Raw genomic sequence first — 20,418 nt, 5'->3', positions numbered from 1 at the left:
TTCAGAGGGTGTGCCACACGGTTCGCAAACGCTCGAGCGCCGCTTCGATTGCGCGCTCAGGCACCGCCGCAAAGCCCAGCACCAGTCCGGCGCGCTGGTCGACCGGGGTCGTGGAATCAGGCAGCCAATAGCTGCTCAGACCATTGATCTCGACGTCAACGCTACGCGCCAGTTCAATCAGTTGACTTTCACGCGCAACACTGGCGACCGGCACGGTCAGGTGCAGCCCGGCGGCAACGCCGGGCAACTGGCCGACGCCCGCAATATTCTGCGGCCAGCCACCGAGCAGGACATTGCGTCGGCTCAGCGCCGCGCGGCGCATGCGTCGGATGTGCCGCTGGAAATGCCCGGCGGCCATGAACTCGGCCATCACCGCTTGGGTACTGACTTCGGAATGACGCACATCCACCGCACGCCTTTGCGCAAATGCCTTCACCAACCCCGGCGGCAACACCAGATACCCCAGGCGCAACGCCGGGAACGCGACCTTGCCGAACGTGCCGACATACAGCACTCGCCCCTGTCGATCGAGGGCGGCCAATGGCGCCAGTGGAGCGCCGCTGTAACGATACTCGCCATCGTAATCATCCTCGACGATCCAGCCCTGCGTGCGCTCGGCCCAGGCCAGCAATTCGAGGCGGCGGGCCAGACTCATTACCACCCCCGTGGGGTACTGGTGGGATGGCGTGACATAGGTCAGGCGGCAATCGGTCAGTCCTGCCAGTTGCTGGCAGTCGATTCCCTCGCTGTCCACCGCCACCCCGTGCAACCGGGCACCGGCCACGGCGAAGGCATGACCGGCCGCTCGATACCCGGGATTTTCAATCGCTACGCCGTCGCCCGGCGCTACCAGCAACTGTGCACAAAGGCTTATGCCCTGCTGTGCGCCACTGGTGATCACAATTTGCTCAGCCGTGCACTGCATGCCCCGTGAGCTGCGCAAATAGGCCGCGATCATCCCGCGCAACCGCGCATCGCCCGCCGGATCGCCATAACACAACTGCTGCAAATCCGGCTTGCGCCAGAAAGCCGCGTTCAGCTTGGCCCAGACGTCAAACGGGAACAGATCGAAGGCTGGAACGCCGACCCGAAAAGCACGCGGCGGACCACTGGGTGGCAGGGCCAGATGATTGGTTTCAACCCGCTGAATTGCGTCGCTGTGGATAACTTTACTGGATGGAACCACAGGTAAATCCAGCCAATTTGTGGATAAGGCTGTGGGTAAGCTTGTTGAAAACCCTGTGGATACTTTTGTGGATAGTTTTTTGGTGGGCAATGCGCTGTGCGGCAACTGGGCGACATACGTGCCGTCCCCGACCCGGCCTTCGATGAAGCCTTCGGCGTACAGCTGATCGTAGGCGCGCACCACGCTGTTGCGGGAAATCGCCAACGCCGTCGCCAGATCACGGCTGGCCGGCAGCCGCGTGCCACTGGCCAGACGCCCGTCCAGCACGCGCAGACGTAGCGCCTGATAGAGCTGGCGGCTCAAACCCTGACGGCGGTCGAGCTCGATACCGGCCGGATTGAACGGCATGGACAGCGTGGGCGATTCGGGCATGACAATGGACCTATGAAATTGCTCATCAATGGCTCTTACAACAGACCAATAGCCTGCCTAGGATGCAGGCATTCGCCAAGGAAAATCTCTCCATGTACACGCCCCGCGCCTTTGCCATCGACGAACTGTCGCAACTGCACGAACTGATCCTCGCCACTCGCCTCGCGATTCTGGTGAGCCACGGTGAAAACGGCCTGCAAGCCAGCCATGTACCGGTGCTGCTGCACCGCGAACAGGGCCCGAACGGCACGCTGTACGGGCACCTGGCCAAAGCCAATCCGCAATGGAAAGACCTGCGCGACGGCGCTGAAGCGATGCTGATATTTGCCGGTCCCGACGCCTACGTCAGCCCGGGGTTTTACCCAAGCAAGGCCGAGCACGGCAAAGTCGTGCCGACCTGGAACTACGTCGCCGTGCACGCCTACGGCCACGCCGAAACCTTCAGCGACGGCGGGCGCCTGCTCGACATCGTCAGCACGCTGACTGATCGCCATGAAGCCGGTCGCGCACAACCATGGAAGGTCGACGATGCGCCGGCCGACTACATCGACGGCATGCTCAAGGCGATCGTCGGTTTCGCCATTCCCATCGACCGCCTCGAAGGCAAGCGCAAGCTCAGCCAGAACCGCAGCGCCGAAGACATTGCCAGCGTGCGCGAAGGCCTGGCTGCCAGCCCCGACATCGCCGACCGAACCCTCGCCCACTTGATGCGTTAAGGAAATCAGCATGAGTCAGATCCAGATCCGCCCGGTGACCGCCGGTGATCACGCCGCCTGGTTGCCGCTGTGGCAGGCCTACCTGCGCTTCTACAATACCGAGTTGCCGGACGCCGTCACGCAGAGCACCTGGCAGCGTTTCCTCGACCCGAGCGAGCCGACCCACGCCGCCCTCGCCTGGGCTGACGGCAAAGCAGTGGGCATGGTGCATTTCATTTATCACCGCTCCAATTGGAGCATCGAAAACTCCTGCTACCTGCAGGACCTGCTGGTGGCGCCGGAGACTCGTGGCACCGGCGTCGGTCGCTTGCTGATCGAACACGTCTACGCCACTGCCAAGGCCGACGGTTGCTGCAAAGTGCATTGGCTGACCCACGAAACCAATGCCACCGCGATTCAGCTCTACGAGCGCATCGCCGAGCGCCCGGGATTCATCCAGTTTCGCAAAGCCATTTAAGGAGCCGCGTACATGCCCACTGCACTTGCCGACTGGAAAGGCGTCCCCGCCCCCACCGCCACCTTGCTCGAAGGCCGCTTCATCCGCCTGGAACGCCTCGACCCGGCGCGCCACGGCGACGAGTTGTTCAACGCCCTCGAAGGCCCCGGCGCCGACCCGAAGCTGTGGGATTACTTGCCCTATGGGCCGTTCCCCGAGCGCAGCGTTTTCAATGACTGGTTGAACAACCATGCGGCCAGCAGCGATCCCTATTTCTTCAGCGTGATTGACCGCGTCACGGGCGAGGTGCAAGGCATTCTGAGCCTGATGTCGATCGTCCCGGCGCAGGGGCGCATCGAGATCGGCCACGTCACCTTCGGTGCGCCGATGCAACGTTCACCGAAGAGTACCGAAGCGGTTTACCTGTTGGCCAAATACGCCTTCGAACAGGGCTATCGTCGCCTGGAGTGGAAGTGCAACAACGGCAACGCCCGCTCCAAATACGCCGCCGAACGTCTGGGTTTCAGCTTCGAAGGCGTGTTCCGCCAGCACATGGTGGTCAAGGGCCAGAACCGCGATACCGCGTGGTATTCGATTGTGGATTCGGAGTGGCCGGAGATTGCGACAGGGTTCGAGCAGTGGTTGAGCGATGCCAACCAGACGCCGACCGGGCAGGTGAAAGGTTTGGTCGAGTGCCGTTCCTGAGTCTGTAAATGTAAAAGATCGCAGCCTGCGGCAACTCCTACAGGGTGTAGCTGAGCTGCCGCTGACTGCGATCTTTTGATGCTTATTTACACCAGTTTCTGCGCCAACACCGCGATGTGTTCCGGCCCGATCCCGCAGCAACCGCCCAAATGGCTGGCGCCCCGCTGCTGCCAATCCTTCGCCCAGTGCAGATACCCCGGCGGATCCAGATCGTCGCGCAACGGGTCGAGGCCGTCGTTGGCGGTCGCCTCTTTCGGTTGCGGTGGAAACGCGTTGGCATACGCGCCGATGTGAATCTGCACACCCAGGCGTTCGAAGGTATCGCGCGCCGCATCAATCGCCGCACCGATCACTTCCGGCTGGCTGCAGTTGAACAGCAGCGTCTCGACGCCCAATTCCGCCGCCACCGCCGCTGCTTCGGCCACCGGTTCGCCGGAACGCAGACGTGGCACCTCGTCGGTGTCTTCATCCTTCAAAGTAAACGACAGCCAGAACGGTTTGCCGTCCTGCGGCAGACTGGCGCGAATGGAACGCGCCTCGATGATCGAGCTCTGGGTTTCCGCCAGCCACAGGTCGACATGTGGCGCCAGGCCGGTTACCAGTGGCGTCAGCAATTCGTTCACCCGCGCCGCTTCGAACAGATCCGGGCGATAGGAGCCGAACAGCGGCGGCAACGAACCGGCCACTCGCACCGCTTTGCCCGAGGCCTGCACCGCACGCTGCGCCAGCTCTCCGGCCAACGCCGCCAGTGCCTGACCTTCAGCGGCAAACCGCGCCTCGCCGATGTGAAACGGCACGACCGCATAGCTGTTGCTGGTGATCACATTGGCGCCGCTGGCGATGTAGGCGGCGTGCACCGCTTCGACAGCTTGCGGTGCTTCGATCAGGGCCAGCGCCGACCACTCGGGCTGCCGAAACGGCGCCCCGGCGCGTTGCAACTCACGGCCCATGCCGCCATCGAGAATTACCGTGCTTGCTGTGCCCATATGCTTTTCGCTCATATGCTTATGAAAATTACTCACTACCAGAGTAGTTCTTATAACTATTTAATACGCACCATTCGGTTAATAACAACCCCTTTTTTTCAGGTGTCGACTGTGAAACTTCAACCGCTACTGGCCCTGGGCCTGACGATTCTGGCCGCGTCCACTCAAGCCTTCGGCGGCGCCACACTTGATCGCGTCGAACAGAAAAAACAACTGGTCGGCGTGCTGATGGAAAGCTACCCACCCTTCTCGTTTCTCAATGAGCAGAATCAGCTCGACGGCTTCGACGTGGACGTCGCCAAAGCCGTTGCGGACAAGCTGGGGGTCAAGCTGCGCCTCGAAACGCCATCCTGGGACGTGATCGCTGCCGGCCGCTGGAGCGGGCGCTATGACATCTGCATCTGCTCCATGACCCCGAGCAAGGCCCGCGCCGAAGTGTTCGATTTCCCGGTCGAGTACTACGCCTCGCCCGCCGTGATCGTGGTCAACGCCAAGGACGATCGCATCCACGGCGCCAAGGACCTGAGCGGCAAAAAGGTCGGCCTGACCAGCGCCAGCAGCTACGAAAGCTATCTGAACAAGAATCTGGTCATCGAAGGCGCCGAAGACACGCGTCTGGAGTACCCGTTCGAGGATGTGCAGATCGCTCCGTACGATACCGACAATGTCGCCTTCCAGGATCTGGGCCTGGGCGCCGGTGTGCGCCTGGACGCCATCCTCACCAATCTGGTGACCGCGCAGCCGCGCCTGAATCAGGATCAGCGTTTCAAACTGGCGGGCGCGCCGCTGTACTCGGAACCTAACTCGGTGGCCATCGAAAAGGGTGATGCCGAGTGGGACGCCAAAGTGCGCGAGGTGTTTGCGCAACTCAAGCAGGACGGCACGCTGAGCAAGCTGTCGCAGAAATGGATCGGCGCCGATATCAGCCAATGACTGCCTTCCCGACACCTCCACAGCCGCCGCAACCGGTGGCTGAATCGCGCCTGCAACGGCTGCTCGGTTTCCGCACGCGCCTGTACCTGACCTGGGCGGCGATGTTCAGCCTGTTTGCCGGTTTTTTCCTCAGCTTCGATCTGAAGCTCTCGATCATCCTCGACAAGCTGCCGAATCTGCTCGGCGTGCACCTGGCGCCCAACGGCTTTCTACAGGGCGCGGCACTGACCCTGTTTCTCTGCGCCTGCGCGATCGTCGCCTCGTCCTTGCTGGGCTTCGTCACCGCCCTCGCGCGCCTGTCGAAAAGCGCCGTGGCGTTCGGGATTGCCAGTTTCTACACCTCGTTCTTTCGCGGCACGCCGCTGCTGATCCAGATCCTGTTGATCTACCTCGGCCTGCCGCAACTGGGTGTCGTACCCGGCGCAATGGTAGCCGGGATCATTGCCCTGTCACTCAACTACGGCGCGTACCTCAGCGAGATTTTCCGCGCCGGCATCCTCGGCGTGCCCTATGGCCAGCGTGAAGCTTCGCTGGCGCTGGGCATGCGCGAGAGCGTGATCTTCTGGCGCATCACCCTGCCCCAGGCGATGCGCACGATTATTCCGCCAACCACCAACCAGTTCATCTCGATGCTCAAGGACTCGTCACTGATCTCGGTGATGGGCGTCTGGGAAGTGATGTTTCTGGCGCAGTCCTACGGCCGCTCGAGCTACCGCTACATCGAGATGTTGACCACGGCGGCGATCATTTACTGGCTGATGTCGATCGGTCTGGAGCTGATCCAGGCGCGCATGGAGCGGTATTACGGCAAGGCTTATGTGCGGCGTAGCTAGGCTAATCAGCACCTTGCGCCAGCGTCGGGGTTCAATTGATCTCTCGTCGGACCCGCACCACGCCCATTTTCAGTCCAAACGGACGAAACACCGCATTCAACGATTTCAATGTCTGATTGCCCTCGCCATGCTCGATATGCACCAGCGTGCGAACCGATATTTTGCACATCCTGGCAAACTGGGTTTGATGCAGACCGGTCACTTCCACGCGTAGACGACGAACCGCTTCACCGATCTCCAGTGTCCCTTGGGCCAGCGCCTCTTGAATGTTTTCGATGAGCACCGTGCGCTCGGCTACCGTCATGCTCATTTCAGATCCCACTCTTTCAAACGTTGCTCCAGATTTTTCAGATGGATTCCCGGGTGGTTCATCGTTCTGTCGGGCAAACCGCTCGCCGTCAATATGTCGGGGAGCGCCGCCAGACGCTGGGCATCTTCACGCAAGCGTTCGAAAGGATCTGATACGTCAGTCAAGCCCAGCTGTATTTAAATGCATTTAAGCAGGGATTTTATTGCTCAAAGATGCAATATATTGCACCTCGGCTAAGATGGCCCGGTGCAATATGCAACAAAATGCAGATGCGACTGTGTTTAAGATCATATGCACCAAGTAATGCTGGTCACCTTCCGACATCATTTTGTAAAACCCCATCGCTATACAGGACGGCCCGCTTATAACAAAAAGGCCCTCCACCCATGACCTTCCCGCCTCAGCGCTTGTCCCTCGCTGCCGTTCTGCTGATCACCGCCGGCACCGCCCACGGCAAGACCGTGCAGATCGACACTGCCACTACTGCCGCGCAAACCCTTGGCGGCAGTGACACGCTGACGATCTCGGCACCGGGCAGCATCACCAACAGCGGCAAGGCGGTGAGCCTGAAGGACGGCACCAGTGGCGCCGGTGTGGTCATCGATAACGCCGGGAAAATCGTTTCCAGCGGTGGCCGGGCCATCGACAGCAGTGGTGACCTGACCCAGGCGCGTAATTACCAGATCTTCAACCGCAGCGGCGGGCAGATTCTCGGCGCCAATGACGCCTTGCGTATAGACAGTAACTTCGTCAGCGGCAGTCTGTTGATCGACAACAGCGGCGTGATTCGCTCGACCACCGGCCAAGGCCTGGACCTCGATGCGCTGCGCAGCAACGGGGTCAAAACCACCCTCATCAACCGCGCTGGCGGACTGATTCGTGGCGATGCCAGCGACGGCATGAAGACCGGCGCCAACGCGACGATTACCAACTACGGTGAGATCTCCACCGGCGACTCGCACAACGCCGATGAGAAGTTCGATGGCGTCGACATCGACTCGGCCAGCGGTGTCAGCGTGACCAACTACGGGGTGATTTCCGGCGGCCGCCATGGCATCACCACCGACCTCGGTGCGACGCTGGTCAACTATGGGCAGATCACCGGACGCAATGGTTCCGGATTCGGTTCCGACGGCGATGGTACGGTGATCAACCACGGCACCATCACCGGTGCTTACTCAGGCTTGCAGGCGAACGGTGACGGTGATGGCGTGGACATCGACAAGATCGCCCACATCGAAAACTACGGCACCATTCAGGGCGTCGGTGCGGGTGGCGTGGACAAGGGCGGATTCGCCAACGGCAGCGAAGGCATCGCCCTCGGCGGCGGCTACATTCTCAACGCGAGCAACGCACTGATCAGCGGCGCCAACAGCGCGATTCTGGTGGACGACGGCAGCGGTGGTTCGGGGCTGGCAGCCACCACGCTGGAGAACTACGGCACCATTCAAGGCCTCGACGGCTTCGGCGTGAAGTTCGTCGGCGAATTCGCCGACAACGTGATCAACGGCGGCACCATCAGCGGCAGCAACGGCCTGGCACTCGACCTCGGTGGCGGCAACGACAGCCTGACCCTGCGCAACGGCAGTCGCTTCGTCGGCGTGGTCGATGGCGGCAGCGGGTACGACCGGGTGGTGATGGACGATGCGGCGGGCGGCAGCTTCGGCGCCAGCCGCAATTTCGAATGGCTGGAGGTCAGGCAAGGTGCGTGGACACTCACCGGCAGCGGCGATTTCAGCGATGGCGGCGCGGTGCGCAATGGCGCGACCCTGGTCAACCAGGGCGGCATTGCCGGCAGCCTGACCGTAGACGCCGGCGGTGTGTATGCCGGTGGCGGCTCGGTGGGCAATCTCAACGTCAACGGCACGCTGCGTACCGACACCGGCCTGGGTCGCGCAACCATCGTCCATGACTTGAATATGGGCAGCGGCTCGACCCTCGTCTACGGCGTCAACGCCGATGGCAGCAGCGCCCCGGTTCAGGTCGGCGGCACCGCCAGCCTCAACGGTGCGACCCTGGCGGTGAACCCCGGCAGCGGCACTTATCCGTGGCAGAGCCATTACACCGTGCTGCAAGCCGCCAACGTCAACGGCACCTTCGGCAACGTCACCAGCCACTACGCGTTCCTCACGCCGACGCTGGCCTATACACCGACACAAGTCGACCTGACCTACACCCGCAATGACGTGGCCTTCAATCAGTTCGCGGCGACCGGCAACGGCAGCAACGCGGCCAACAGCCTGGCCACGATGGGCAAGAACAACGCGCTGTACAACGCCTTGCTCAACACCACCCAAAGCACGGCCGGCGCGGCGATCGAGCAACTGGCCGGCGCCAGCAACGCCAACCTGACCAGCGCCACGCTCGGCGCCAGCAGTCAGGTGGGCAACAGCATGCTGTCGGCGATGCAGCAAATGGGCGGCAGCCCGGGGTTGATGGTTGGCGTTGATCAACGCGACACCCCGGTGCTGGCGGCCAACGGCGTACCGTCGGAAGCGCGCAATCTGAATGACCCGAACGCGCGCGGACGCCTGTGGCTGCAAGCCATCGGCGGCTACGGCAAGCTCGACGGCGAGCACGGCAACAACGGCCTGGAGCAACGCACCAAGGGCAGCGTACTGGGTGCCGACTGGGCACTGAATCCGCAGTGGCGCCTCGGCGTACTCGGCGGTTATTCAAAGACTGATCTGGACGCGACCGGCGTCGATGGCAACGTCGAGAGCTGGCACGCCGGCGTCTACGCACTGCGTCAGAGCGGCCCGTACTCCCTGCGCCTCGGCGCCGCCTACAGTGGCCATCAGGGCGAAAGCAAACGCACGGTGGCGTTCAATGGTTTCAGTGATCGGCCCAAAGGCGATTACGACGCCGACAGCCAGCAAGCCTTCGCCGAACTCGGCTACACCATGGGCAGCGGTCGCCTCAGCGCCGAGCCGTTCGCCAGCCTCGGCTACCAGAGCTACCACCGCGACCGCTACCAGGAAAAAGGTGGCGCCGCCGCACTCGACGTCGACAGCCAGAGCCAGGACAACTTCAGCAGCACCTTCGGCCTGCGCCTGGCGCATCTGAGCAGCCTCGACAACGGCATGAGCCTGACCCCACGCATGGCCGCTGGCTGGAAACACACCTACGGCGATGTCAGCAGCTCTACGCGTCAGGCATTTGTGGTCGGCGGCAGCGCATTCAATGTCGATGGCAGTTCGCTGGATCGCGACAGCCTGATGCTCGAAGCCGGGCTGGATCTGGGGATCTCCGCACGGCATACATTGAGTGTCGGCTACAGCGGCGAGATCGGCAGCAACAGTCGCAATCACGGGTTGATCGGGCAGTGGCAGATGAGTTTCTGATCGTTGAACAGCCGGCGGCGTCTGGATCTGGTGTAGGAAAAGGCCCCGCCGGGTTCGTGTAAAACCACCGATCGCAGGACTTGCGATCCTTTTCTACGGTGAAGCTCCGATGTCGCCTGCAAGGCTGCGAGAAGCAGCCGACATCGGATTTTTTGCAGCAAAAATAGAGTGGGGTCTCCTATCCAGAGAGGCCCGACTCATGCCCGGACACTACCAGCTTCGCCCCCTCCAACTCGCCGTGGCGATTGCACTGGCAATCGGATGGAGCAACGTTTCCATCGCCCAACAGCCGGAGATTCCGGTCGTCGAAACTGCAGTAGAACCCAAGCCCAAAAAGCCGCGTAAAACAAAGCCAAAGCCGCCCGTCGAGTCGGGCGGCCTCCCCACGATTGAAGAAGTTATCAATCCAAGTCCAGCCCAAACTGCCATCCAACCATTGGCGAGCAGCTCTTCCAGCAATGCAGAGCATCGGACACCCGATCAAGAGATGCCGGTTGAGCCTTTGCAAGACAGGCCTCTGGAGCATCTGGCAAACAGCACGAATGCTCAGAAACTCGCAAAAAGCCTTGAAGAAAATTCCGTTCCACCGCAGCAACCGCAGCAACCGCAGCAACCGCAAGAGCCTGAGACATTGCCCCAACCAGCGCAGCCCGTAACGCCTGCCTCGCCATCAAATACCGCCATCAGCGCCCTGCTCGACGCCAGCACACCAACAGCGAGTCTGGCACTCGAACAACTTGCCGCCGGCAGCAACGCCAACCTCGCCAAAGCCACTCTGAGCAGCGCCGCTCCGGTCAGCACCAGCATGCTCTCGGCGATGCATCAGCTGGACAATCGTAAAGCTGATGATCCCGGGCGAGTCTGGCTGCAAGCTCTGGGACATGGCGGCAAGGTCGATCGTGATTACGACAGTGCCCTCAAACACTCCACCCACGGTTTGGTCCTGGGGGCCGACTGGCAATTCGACGAACAGTGGCATGTCGGCCTGATGGGCGCAAAAGCGCAAAGCCGCTTCGATGCCCGGCAGTTCGACGGCGATCTCGACAGTTGGTACCTCGGCGCCTACGCCCAGCGACAGGACGGCCCGTTCGCCCTGAGCCTGGGCGCCTCGTACGGCAGTCATGACGGCAGTGGCAAACGTCGCGTTGCCTTCAATGGTTTCAGTGATCGCCTCAAGAGCAGCTATGACGCCAGCACCCAGCAGGTGTTTGCCGAAGTCGGCTACAACCTGGGACGTGGCAACGTCAGCTTCGAACCGTTCGCCAGCGTCGGTTATCAACGCTACCAGCGTGATGGTTACACCGAGAAAGGTGGCGATGCGGCGCTCAAGGTTCAGGGGCAGACCCGGGCGAACCCGAGCAGCACCGTCGGCCTGCGCCTGGCGAAAACCAGTCACCTGGCCAACGGCATGCAGTTGACGCCACGTCTCAGCGCCAGCGTGAAACATACCTACGGCGAGCTCGATAACGAAACGCGCCAGCAACTGGTCAAGGGTGGCAAAAGCTTTGCAGTCGCCGGGGCCGAGATGGATCGCAACAGCTTCACGCTGGACGCCGGTCTGGATCTGACCCTGTCCGCCCGTAACACTCTGGGCGTTGGGCTCACTGGCGAGGCCGGTAGCGACAGCCGCAGTTACGGCGTGATGGGCCAGTGGCGCATGGCGTTCTGACACAAAGCGACGTGTAGCTGCCGCAGGCCCGGGCCTGCGGCAGCCCCTACAAAGAACAGCATATTGCAGGCGAAAAAAAAGGGGAGCACATGCCCCCCCGAGGTTTAAAACGTTGAATCGCGGCAGTTATCTCAGCCTTCGATCTCGATCAGGATTTCGCCAGGATTCACCCGGTCGCCCTTGGCCACATGGATGGCGGTGACCTTGCCGGCAATCGCTGCCTGGACTTCGGTTTCCATCTTCATCGCTTCGGTGATCAGCACCGCCTGACCGGCCTTGACGGTGTCGCCTTCCTTGACCAGCACATCGACGATGTTGCCCGGCATGGTGGTGCTGACGTGGCCCGGTGCCGATGCTTGTTTGCGTTTGCTGCTGCCACCGCCGACAAATTCGTTGAGCGGTTCGAACACCACTTCTTCCGGCATGCCATCGATGGACAGGTAGAAGTGACGCTTGCCTTCGGCCTTCACGCCGACACCGGTGATGTCGACGCGGTAGGTTTCGCCGTGGACGTCGATGACAAACTCGGTCGGTACGCCTTCGCCACCGGCCTTCGCCACACCGCCGGCCTCAGGGATCGGCAACAGCACTTCCGGAACGAGGGTGCCGGCGGCACGCTCTTCGAGGAATTTGCGGCCGATGTCCGGGAACATGGCGAAAGTCAGCACGTCTTCTTCAGACTTGGCCAGTGCGCCAATGTCGGCACGCAGCTTGGTCATCTCCGGCTTGAGCAGATCGGCCGGACGTACGTCGATCACCTCTTCGCTGCCGATGGCCTGACGACGCAGTTTTTCGTTAACCACGCCCGGCGCTTTGCCGTAACCGCCCTGCAGGTACAGCTTCACTTCGTTGGTGATGGTCTTGTAACGCTCGCCGGCCAGCACGTTGAAGAACGCCTGGGTGCCGACGATCTGCGAAGTCGGGGTCACCAGTGGCGGGAAACCAAGGTCTTCACGCACCCGCGGGATTTCCGCCAGCACTTCGGCCATGCGGTTCAGTGCGCCCTGCTCTTTCAGTTGGTTGGCGAGGTTGGAGATCATCCCGCCCGGTACCTGGTTGACTTGCACGCGGGTATCGACGGCGGTGAACTCGCTTTCGAACTGGTGGTACTTCTTGCGCACGGCGTAGAAGTACAGACCGATTTCCTGCAGCAGCTCCAGGTTCAGACCGGTGTCGTACTCGGTGCCCTTGAGCGCTGCGACCATCGACTCGGTGCCTGGATGGCTGGTGCCCGAGGCGAAGCTGGAGATCGCGGTATCAATGTGATCGGCACCGTTTTCGATGGCCTTCAATTGGCACATCGCCGCCAGACCCGCCGTGTCATGCGAATGGATGAACACCGGCAGCGACTGCTCGGCTTTCAACGCACGGACCAGTTCACCGGTGGCGTATGGCGTGAGCAGACCGGCCATGTCCTTGATCGCCACCGAGTCGCAACCCATGGCTTCCATCTGCTTGGCTTGCGCCACAAACGCGTCGATGGTGTGCACCGGGCTGGTGGTATAAGCGATGGTGCCCTGGGCGTGTTTGCCAGCAGCCTTCACCGCTTCGATGGCCACGCGCAGGTTACGCACGTCGTTCATCGCGTCGAAGATGCGGAACACGTCGATGCCGTTGACCGCAGCCTTGGCGACGAAAGCTTTAACCACGTCGTCGCTGTAGTGGCGATAGCCGAGCAGGTTCTGCCCGCGCAGAAGCATTTGCAGACGGGTGTTGGGCAGCGCGGCGCGCAGTTGGCGCAGGCGCTCCCACGGGTCTTCTTTCAGAAAGCGCACGCAGGCGTCGAACGTCGCGCCGCCCCAGCACTCCAGCGACCAGTAGCCGACTTTGTCGAGCTTGTCGCAGATCGGCAGCATGTCTTCGGTGCGCATGCGAGTGGCGAGCAGCGATTGGTGAGCGTCGCGCAGGATGGTGTCGGTTACGAAAATTTTCTTGGACATTGTTGTTTTCCTCACAGGCCTGCGTGGGCGGCGATGGCGGCGGCGATGGCCAGGGCCAGCTCTTCGGGTTTGCGCTTGATCGAGTAGTTGGTCAGTTCCGGGTGGCTTTCCACGAAGCTGGTATTGAACTGGCCGCTACGGAATTCCGGGTTGCGCAGGATTTCCTGGTAGTACGCGGCGGTGGTCTTCACGCCTTGCAGTCGCATATCGTCCAGCGCCCGCAAGCCACGGTCCATTGCCTCTTCCCAGGTCAACGCCCAGACCACCAGTTTCAGGCACATCGAGTCGTAGAACGGCGGAATGGTGTAACCGGTGTAGATCGCTGTATCAGTGCGCACGCCCGGGCCGCCAGGGGCGTAGTAACGAGTGATCTTGCCGAAGCTCGGCAGGAAGTTGTTTTTCGGGTCTTCGGCGTTGATGCGGAACTGCAACGCGAAACCACGATGCTGAATGTCTTCCTGCTTCACCGACAGCGGCAGGCCGGAGGCGATGCGGATCTGTTCGCGGACGATATCGATCCCGGTGATTTCTTCGGTGATGGTGTGTTCCACCTGCACCCGGGTGTTCATCTCCATGAAGTACACCTCGCCCTCGGCGAGCAGGAACTCCACGGTGCCGGCGTTCTCGTAGCCCACAGCCTTGGCCGCACGCACCGAAAGGTCGCCGATGTAGGCGCGCTGTTCCGGGGTCAGTTGCGGGCTCGGGGCGATTTCGATGAGCTTCTGGTTGCGGCGCTGGATCGAGCAGTCACGCTCGAACAAGTGCACGACGTTGCCGAAGCTGTCGCCGAGGATCTGCGCCTCGATGTGTTTCGGGTTAACGATGCATTTTTCCAGGAACACTTCCGCCGAACCGAAAGCCTTGGTCGCTTCGGAGATCACCCGAGGGAAGTTCTGCTCGAGTTCTTCGCGGCTGTTGCAGCGACGAATGCCGCGCCCGCCACCACCGGAGGTGGCCTTGAGCATCACCGGGTAACCGATGCGGTCGCCCTCGGTCAGGGCTTCTTCGATACCCGACACGTTGCCTTCGGTGCCCGGGGTGACCGGCACACCGGCCTTGATCATGCTGCGCCGGGCTTCGGTCTTGTCGCCCATGCGGCGAATGACTTCTGCCGACGGGCCGATGAATTTGATTCCGCGTTCGGCGCAGATGTCTGCCAGCTCAGCGTTTTCCGACAGGAAGCCGTAACCGGGGTGCAAGGCATCGCAACCGGTTTCCACCGCCAGGTTCACCAGCTTGCGCGGGTTGAGGTAACCGGCCAGTGGCTCGGCACCGATGCTGTGGGCTTCGTCCGCACGCTTCACATGCAAGGCATGGCGGTCGGCGTCGGAAAAAATCGCTACCGAGCGAATGCCCATCTCGGCGCAGGCCCGCACGATTCGTACGGCAATCTCACCACGGTTGGCGATCAGGATCTTTTTTATCACTTGGAAATTCCCTTGAGCCGGTGGCACCACGACCTGCTAGACCCAGGTCGACGCGTGACTAAATGTTTCAATTTAGTCGCAGCCCCACACTAGCCCTCACAAGGGATTAACAAAAATGAATAAAAATTGGGTCAGGCATAAGCAAAGACTTATAGTTAAACCATCAGCCTGCCGTCAGAGCCCATAAAAAATGCGTAAGTCCTTGATGCGTATGACATTACGACAATTGCAGATTTTCAACGAAGTGTGTGATTTACGTTCCTACAGCCGCGCAGCCGATGAAATGTCTCTGACACAACCGGCCGTCAGCCTACAGATTCGTCAGCTGGAAGAGCTGATCGGGCAACCATTATTCGATTATGTCGGCAAAAAACTCTACATGACCGAGGCCGCCGAAGCCCTGCAGCGTGCCAGCCGGGACATCTTCGGGCGCCTGGAAAACCTCGACATGCAGCTGTCGGACATGCAGGGCTCGCTGCAGGGCCAGTTGAAACTGGCCGTGGAATCCAGCGCCAAATACTTCGTGCCGCACCTGTTCGCCGCGTTCAAGCGCCAGCATCCGGAAGTGAACCTGCAACTGACCGTGGTCAACCGCGGTCAGGTGATCCGCCGCCTCTCGGACAACCGCGATGATCTGGTGATCATGTCGATGGTGCCGCAGGACATGGGCCTGGAGTTCCTGCCGTTTCTCAATAATCCGATTGTCGCTGTCGCGCGTCCGGACCATCCGTTGGCACACATGGGGCCGCTGCGCCTGCAGGATCTTGAGCCTTACACACTGCTGATCCGCGAACCCGGTTCGGGCACGCGACTGGCCTGTGAAGAGTATTTCAAGGAGAAACGCGTGCACTTCACCCAGACTCAGGAAGTGGCCTCGGCCGAAGCCCAGCGCGAATGCGTGGTGGCGGGTCTGGGCCTGGCGCTGTTGACGCGCCACGCCCTAAACCTGGAGCTGGCGACCGGCGGCCTGGTCGAGCTGCCGGTCGAAGAGTTGCCGCTGTTTCGCAGCTGGTGCCTGGTGCAAGCCAAGGCCAAACGCCTGTCACCGGTGGCGCACGCCTTCCTGGCGTTTATCCGCAGCGAACGGGTGCAGATCAGCGCGCTGGTTGAACGCTTCGACGGGAAGCTGCGGGCGCTGCCTGCCAGTGATTAAGTTCGAGTTCCTCGGGAAAACCACCGATTTCAGCCTGAAGCTGACGGAGTTCGAAGCGATCTTCGATCGCGCGACGGAATTCCATGCGGCGCTGGTCTTCCTGCTGACGACGGGTTTTCGCGGCGCTGTTGCGTTCTTCGTAGGGCTGAGCCATTTCGAGTCTCCCAAGGCGAGTACGGGAGTTTCACGATAGGCGGGAGGGATGACGGTTTGGCTGCGCGGGGATGACAGTGCGATGAAAGTTTTGAAAAGTGCGGTGCTATTGAGGACGCCTTCGCGAGCAGGCTCGCTCCCACAGTGGATCTTCTGTGAGCACAAATTTTGTGTCACACCGAGATCAAATGTGGGAGCGAGCCTGCTCGCGATTAAGGTCGGAACGACCTTAGATGACTTCAGTCATCCAGGGCTTTCACGGCCTTGGGGGATAGCCGCAAGCTGCGCAGGCTGCGCTTCACGCTCTTCAGGTGGTTGACCAGACTCGGCCCGCGCGCCATGGCCACGCCCATCGCCAGCACGTCGATCACCACCAGATGGGCGATGCGCGAGGTCAGCGGTGTATAGATTTCGGTGTCTTCGTGCACATCGATCGCCAGGTTGACGGTCGACAGCTCAGCCAGCGGTGTCTGGCTCGGGCACAGGGTGATCAACGATGCGCCGCTCTCGCGCACCAGGTTGGCGGTGATCAGCAGATCCTTGGAGCGCCCGGACTGGGAAATGCAGATCGCCACGTCGGTCGGCTTCAACGTCACCGCCGACATCGCCTGCATGTGCGGGTCGGAATACGCCGCCGCGGTCAGCAGCAAACGGAAGAACTTGTGCTGCGCATCCGCCGCCACCGCGCCCGACGCACCAAAGCCATAGAACTCGACACGCTGCGCCTGAGACATAAGCGTCACCGCGCGCTGCAATTCCACCGGATCGAGCTTCTCGCGAACCTCCATCAGGGTGTGCAGGGTGGTGTCGAAAATTTTCAGGCTGTAGTCGGCGACCGAGTCGTCCTCATGGATCGCGAACTGGCCGAAGCTGGCACCGGCGGCCAGGCTTTGCGCCAGTTTCAGCTTGAGATCCTGAAACCCGGAGCAGCCGATGGCCCGGCAAAAACGCACGATGGTCGGCTCGCTGATACCGACGCTGTGGGCCAGGTCGGCCATGGAACTGTGCATCACCGCCGCAGGGTCAAGCAGCACGTGGTCGGCGACCTTGAGCTCCGACTTGCGTAACAGGTGACGTGACTGGGCGATGTGTTGCAGCAGATTCAATGGGCTGGACTCTTCTTATGGGCAAGGATGTAGCACGCTTGTAGTTATACTACATGAATTGGCTTTTTGCCTGCTCAATGCGTAACTCCATGTCCCCGTATCAGGCGCGATGGAGTGCATGTAGCCCTTAAAGCGGATTTCCCTGTTCGCGCAAAAGCCCAGCCAGACGCTCAGCCTCCACCGGGCGACTGATCAGATACCCCTGCACTTCGTCGCAGCGTTCAGCACGTAAAAATTCCAGCTGTTCTTGCCGCTCGACGCCTTCAGCCACCACTTTCAACGACAGCCCGTGCGCCATGGCGATGATCGCCCGGGTGATCGCCGCATCCTCACTGCCCTGCCCCAGCCCGCGAATGAATGCCTGATCGATCTTCACGTAATCCACCGGAATTCGCTTGAGGTAACTCAGCGACGAATAGCCGGTGCCGAAATCATCGATTGCCAGCTTCACCCCCAGATCGCGCAACTGCTGGAAGGTCGCGATGATGTGTTCGACGCTGTCGAGCAACTGGCTCTCGGTGAGTTCCAGTTCGAGGTAGTGCGGCGCCAGCCCGGTTTCCTCCAGCACCTGGCGCACCAGACTGACCAGTTTGCCCTGACGCAGTTGATGCACCGACAGGTTCACCGATACCCGAATCGGCTCCAGCCCTTGCCGCTGCCACTCGCACGCCTGCCAGCAGGCCTGGCGCAGTACAAATTCGCCGATCGGGCCGATCAGTCCGGTTTCCTCGGCCAAACCAATGAAGTCCCCCGGCGGCACCCGGCCCATGCTTGGATGATCCCAGCGCACCAGCGCTTCCGCCGCATTCAGGCGCCCGGTTTGCAGACACAGCTTCGGCTGGTAGAACACCTTGAGCTGCTTGTCTTCGATGGCTTTGCGCAGCTGGTTTTCCAGTTGCAGGCGCTCAAGGGTGCTGGCCTGCAGGCTGTCGGTGTAGAACTGGAAATTGTTGCCGCCCAGATGCTTGGCGTGTTGCATGGCCATGTTCGACTGACTGACCAGCGCAGAGATTTCCCGGGCGTTGTCCGGCAGCATGCTGATGCCCATCGAGGCACTGACCACCAGTTCATGCCCTTCGACCGTCAGCGGCAGACGCAGCTTGCTCGACAGCCGCGTAGCGACCCGCGCCAGGCTCGACAGGTTGCCGTAGGCATCGAACAGCACGGCAAACTCGTCACCGGACAATCGGGCGATGGTGTCGGCTTCCGGCAAGGCGCTCACCAGCCGCCGGGCCATTTTCTGCAACAACTGATCCGCCACCTCGTGGCCGAGGCTGTCGTTGAGCAGCTTGAAGCGATCGAGATTGATGTGCAGCAGCGCCAGACTGCGGCGCCCGCCCTGACGCACGCGCTGATGGGCTTCGTGCAGGCGTTCGCGGAACAGCGAGCGATTGGCCAGCCCGGTCAGCTCATCGTAATGCGCCAAGAAGCGCATGCGCTCTTCTGATTCGCGCCGCGCCGATAGATCGGCGAAGAAGCCGACGATATGGCTGACATTTCCTCGACTGTCGCGCACCGCGTTGAGTTGCAGCCACTGCGGATACAGCTCGCCGTTCTTGCGGGTTTCCACCAGTTCGCCCTGCCAACTGCCGTGCTGCTCCAGCGCGTGGCGGATCGAAACGTAATGCCGGCGGGCGTCGCGGCTGCACGGCAGCTCGACGACATTGCGCCCGAGCATGTCTTCGATGTCATAACCGGTGACGCGGCTGAACGCCTGATTGATCGCGATCAAGGCGTAGTTCGGATCAAGAATGACGATACCTTCGCTGGCCGCTTCGAACACCGTGGCCGCCAGTCGCTGCTGTTCTTCGAGGCTTTTGCTCGCGCTGATGTCGCGCCGGGTGCCGACCATGCGGATCACCCGCCCACTGTCACTGCGCTCCACGGCGCGACCGCGGTCTTCGATCCACACCCAATGACCGTCGCCGTGACGTACGCGGTATTCGATCTGATAGTCCTCGGTGCGCCCTTTCAGGTGTTCGATCAGCGCCTGCTTGAGCCCTGGCACATCCTCCGGGTGCAGGCGTGGCTTGAGGTCGCGCAGGATCGCCGTGACGTATTCAGGCGCGAGGCCGAACAACTCCTGAATCTGCGTGTGATGGACTTCGTCGGTCTGCAGATTCCAGTCCCACAGCCCCAGCTCACTGGCCTTCAACGCCAGGGCCAGCCGGGCTTCGCTTTTGCTCAGCGCCTGATTGGCCACGTCCAGCTCGCGGCTGCGCTGGGCCACGCGATCTTCCAGCTCGATCTGTGCTTCACGCAATTGGCCCTCGGCACAGCGCCGCTGTTCGATCTCCTTGGCCAGCGCCTGATTGAGCTGCTCGCTGCGGTTCTGCGCTTGCTGCAGGTGTTCGATCAAGTGCTGATTCTGAAAGCGCCGCAGCAAGCCGCGATCAATCAGCCGATTGACCTGCCAGGCGACCACGCTCAGCGAACCGAGCAGAATCAGCCCAAGCCAGCCCCAACCGCGCGCCTGCTCATCACCGCCCCAGAACAGGTAGCCGATCGCCGGCAGCAGGCACGGCAAGGTAAAGGACAGAAACGCCGGCAGGCTGACGGCGTAGGCAACGCTGGCCGATAACGTCGCGGCACCGATCAGGCCGAACACCCAGGCTTGCTGCATGAAGTTGTCGGCGGGCACCAGGGCGATGCCGGCACCGGCCAGGGTCAGACCGGTCATGGTCGAGCCGAGCAGGAACATGCGAAACCAGATCGGCTGAGCCTGACGGTCCGGGATCGCCGAATCGAACGCCGCGACCTGAATCACCCGCAGTGCCACCAGCGACAACAACCAGACCAGCCAGATGCTGACCACGAAATAGCGCTGCGGGCTCCAGAGCAAAGCGGCGCAGACCAGACCATTGAGTAACATGAACATCGTCGGCAGCAGCGAGCCCTGATACAGCAGGCGCGTGCGTTCGACCGCCATTTCGACGGCGTAATGCTTGCGGATGACCCGGGGTTCCACAGAGGGGCCCGACAGGTCTGAGCTGAGGGTCTTGTGCAATGTTGTTGTTCTTATAAGAGTGAGCATGGGCCCGAAACGTGGACGGAGCATACACAAGCCAACCCCGTTGCCAAACTGCTCCAGATCATAATTTGCCGGAAACTTTCCGCCGTCCGATCACCGGCAAAACCCGCAGAGGGAG

The 20,418-nt window shown here is 61.4% G+C and carries 16 protein-coding genes and 1 pseudogene; 8 read left to right on the top strand and 9 right to left on the bottom strand.

What is annotated here, in order from left to right:
• Position 1 precedes the first annotated feature (1 nt).
• Complete coding sequence (pdxR, locus tag V3W27_RS01360; RefSeq protein ID WP_330205763.1) at positions 2-1,558, bottom strand: MocR-like pyridoxine biosynthesis transcription factor PdxR; 1,557 nt, start codon at positions 1,556-1,558, stop codon at positions 2-4.
• A 92-nt stretch (positions 1,559-1,650) separates the two neighbouring features.
• Here pdxR and V3W27_RS01355 point away from each other — a divergent pair, with 92 nt between their 5' ends.
• The 3 genes from V3W27_RS01355 to V3W27_RS01345 are packed head-to-tail and all read left to right on the top strand — an operon-like array spanning position 1,651 to position 3,415.
• A complete protein-coding gene (locus V3W27_RS01355; RefSeq protein WP_330205762.1) occupies positions 1,651-2,274 on the top strand; it encodes an FMN-binding negative transcriptional regulator in 624 nt (207 codons plus the stop codon).
• Positions 2,275-2,284: 10 nt separating this feature from the next.
• Entirely contained in the window at positions 2,285-2,731 is a 447-nt protein-coding gene (locus tag V3W27_RS01350; RefSeq protein ID WP_097089433.1) for a GNAT family N-acetyltransferase, read from the top strand.
• Between the two features lie 12 nt (positions 2,732-2,743).
• Positions 2,744-3,415, top strand: a complete 672-nt coding sequence (locus tag V3W27_RS01345; protein WP_330205761.1) for a GNAT family N-acetyltransferase — start codon at positions 2,744-2,746, stop codon at positions 3,413-3,415.
• Positions 3,416-3,501: 86 nt separating this feature from the next.
• On the opposite strand, the gene V3W27_RS01340 is transcribed toward V3W27_RS01345, so the two are convergent.
• The gene (locus tag V3W27_RS01340; protein WP_097089431.1) at positions 3,502-4,401 is read right to left on the bottom strand and encodes a homocysteine S-methyltransferase family protein; all 900 of its coding nucleotides are present in this window, start codon (positions 4,399-4,401) and stop codon (positions 3,502-3,504) included.
• 111 nt (positions 4,402-4,512) lie between these two features.
• Here V3W27_RS01340 and V3W27_RS01335 point away from each other — a divergent pair, with 111 nt between their 5' ends.
• Both V3W27_RS01335 and V3W27_RS01330 read left to right on the top strand, forming a co-directional pair.
• Positions 4,513-5,334 carry an ABC transporter substrate-binding protein gene (locus V3W27_RS01335; protein ID WP_027610350.1) on the top strand — a complete coding sequence of 274 codons (822 nt, stop codon included), beginning with the start codon at positions 4,513-4,515 and terminating at the stop codon, positions 5,332-5,334.
• Positions 5,331-6,167 (top strand): amino acid ABC transporter permease, encoded by an 837-nt coding sequence (locus tag V3W27_RS01330; RefSeq protein WP_330205760.1) that lies wholly within the window; start codon positions 5,331-5,333, stop codon positions 6,165-6,167. Before V3W27_RS01335 ends, V3W27_RS01330 begins: the two co-directional genes overlap by 4 nt.
• A gap of 31 nt (positions 6,168-6,198) precedes the next feature.
• On the opposite strand, the gene V3W27_RS01325 is transcribed toward V3W27_RS01330, so the two are convergent.
• Positions 6,199-6,477 (bottom strand): helix-turn-helix domain-containing protein, encoded by a 279-nt coding sequence (locus V3W27_RS01325; RefSeq protein WP_095137759.1) that lies wholly within the window; start codon positions 6,475-6,477, stop codon positions 6,199-6,201.
• A pseudogene (locus V3W27_RS01320) lies at positions 6,474-6,626 on the bottom strand (type II toxin-antitoxin system HipA family toxin); the annotation flags it as partial. The gene V3W27_RS01325 and the pseudogene V3W27_RS01320, both read right to left, overlap by 4 nt.
• A 237-nt stretch (positions 6,627-6,863) precedes the next feature.
• Between V3W27_RS01320 and V3W27_RS01315 the strand changes: the two are divergent.
• Together V3W27_RS01315 and V3W27_RS01310 are read left to right on the top strand one after the other, a co-directional pair.
• A complete protein-coding gene (locus V3W27_RS01315) occupies positions 6,864-9,821 on the top strand; it encodes an autotransporter outer membrane beta-barrel domain-containing protein (RefSeq protein WP_330205759.1) in 2,958 nt (985 codons plus the stop codon).
• 631 nt (positions 9,822-10,452) lie between these two features.
• Positions 10,453-11,490 carry an autotransporter outer membrane beta-barrel domain-containing protein gene (locus tag V3W27_RS01310; protein ID WP_330205758.1) on the top strand — a complete coding sequence of 346 codons (1,038 nt, stop codon included), beginning with the start codon at positions 10,453-10,455 and terminating at the stop codon, positions 11,488-11,490.
• 131 nt (positions 11,491-11,621) lie between these two features.
• On the opposite strand, the gene oadA is transcribed toward V3W27_RS01310, so the two are convergent.
• Together oadA and V3W27_RS01300 are read right to left on the bottom strand one after the other, a co-directional pair.
• Positions 11,622-13,430 (bottom strand): sodium-extruding oxaloacetate decarboxylase subunit alpha, encoded by a 1,809-nt coding sequence (gene oadA, locus V3W27_RS01305; protein ID WP_007962245.1) that lies wholly within the window; start codon positions 13,428-13,430, stop codon positions 11,622-11,624.
• Between the two features lie 11 nt (positions 13,431-13,441).
• Positions 13,442-14,857: an acetyl-CoA carboxylase biotin carboxylase subunit gene (locus V3W27_RS01300; protein ID WP_027610345.1), complete on the bottom strand. Its 1,416-nt coding sequence runs from the start codon at positions 14,855-14,857 to the stop codon at positions 13,442-13,444.
• A gap of 190 nt (positions 14,858-15,047) precedes the next feature.
• On the opposite strand from V3W27_RS01300, the gene V3W27_RS01295 reads away from it, so the two are divergent.
• Complete coding sequence (locus tag V3W27_RS01295) at positions 15,048-16,010, top strand: LysR family transcriptional regulator (RefSeq protein WP_097089426.1); 963 nt, start codon at positions 15,048-15,050, stop codon at positions 16,008-16,010.
• Here the strand turns inward: V3W27_RS01295 and V3W27_RS01290 are convergent.
• The 3 genes from V3W27_RS01290 to V3W27_RS01280 form a co-directional block, all read right to left on the bottom strand.
• Positions 15,952-16,164, bottom strand: coding sequence for a PA3496 family putative envelope integrity protein (locus V3W27_RS01290; protein WP_095137820.1), 213 nt, complete (start codon positions 16,162-16,164; stop codon positions 15,952-15,954). The two genes, V3W27_RS01295 and V3W27_RS01290, sit on opposite strands and share 59 nt — an antisense overlap.
• Before the next feature lie 238 nt (positions 16,165-16,402).
• Positions 16,403-17,269 (bottom strand): transcriptional regulator HexR, encoded by an 867-nt coding sequence (gene hexR / locus V3W27_RS01285; protein ID WP_007962240.1) that lies wholly within the window; start codon positions 17,267-17,269, stop codon positions 16,403-16,405.
• 127 nt (positions 17,270-17,396) lie between these two features.
• The gene (locus tag V3W27_RS01280) at positions 17,397-20,327 is read right to left on the bottom strand and encodes an EAL domain-containing protein (protein WP_330205757.1); all 2,931 of its coding nucleotides are present in this window, start codon (positions 20,325-20,327) and stop codon (positions 17,397-17,399) included.
• Positions 20,328-20,418 lie beyond the last annotated feature (91 nt).

It is taken from the genome of Pseudomonas sp. AM14(2022), assembly GCF_036346455.1.
Classification (GTDB): domain Bacteria; phylum Pseudomonadota; class Gammaproteobacteria; order Pseudomonadales; family Pseudomonadaceae; genus Aquipseudomonas; species Aquipseudomonas putida_A.
The sequence above is the reverse complement of the archived record's forward strand: the minus strand, read 5'-3'. Positions and strand labels throughout refer to the sequence as shown.

Bases quoted from the DNA above. Each gene is read 5' to 3' on its own strand.
- pdxR (WP_330205763.1), bottom strand. From the start codon at position 1,558: ATGCCCGAATCGCCCACGCTGTCCATGCCGTTCAATCCGGCCGGTATC.
- V3W27_RS01355 (WP_330205762.1), top strand. From the start codon at position 1,651: ATGTACACGCCCCGCGCCTTTGCCATCGACGAACTGTCGCAACTGCAC.
- V3W27_RS01350 (WP_097089433.1), top strand. From the start codon at position 2,285: ATGAGTCAGATCCAGATCCGCCCGGTGACCGCCGGTGATCACGCCGCC.
- V3W27_RS01345 (WP_330205761.1), top strand. From the start codon at position 2,744: ATGCCCACTGCACTTGCCGACTGGAAAGGCGTCCCCGCCCCCACCGCC.
- V3W27_RS01340 (WP_097089431.1), bottom strand. From the start codon at position 4,401: ATGGGCACAGCAAGCACGGTAATTCTCGATGGCGGCATGGGCCGTGAG.
- V3W27_RS01330 (WP_330205760.1), top strand. From the start codon at position 5,331: ATGACTGCCTTCCCGACACCTCCACAGCCGCCGCAACCGGTGGCTGAA.
- V3W27_RS01325 (WP_095137759.1), bottom strand. From the start codon at position 6,477: ATGAGCATGACGGTAGCCGAGCGCACGGTGCTCATCGAAAACATTCAA.
- V3W27_RS01315 (WP_330205759.1), top strand. From the start codon at position 6,864: ATGACCTTCCCGCCTCAGCGCTTGTCCCTCGCTGCCGTTCTGCTGATC.
- oadA (WP_007962245.1), bottom strand. From the start codon at position 13,430: ATGTCCAAGAAAATTTTCGTAACCGACACCATCCTGCGCGACGCTCAC.
- V3W27_RS01295 (WP_097089426.1), top strand. From the start codon at position 15,048: ATGCGTAAGTCCTTGATGCGTATGACATTACGACAATTGCAGATTTTC.
- V3W27_RS01290 (WP_095137820.1), bottom strand. From the start codon at position 16,164: ATGGCTCAGCCCTACGAAGAACGCAACAGCGCCGCGAAAACCCGTCGT.
- V3W27_RS01280 (WP_330205757.1), bottom strand. From the start codon at position 20,327: ATGCTCCGTCCACGTTTCGGGCCCATGCTCACTCTTATAAGAACAACA.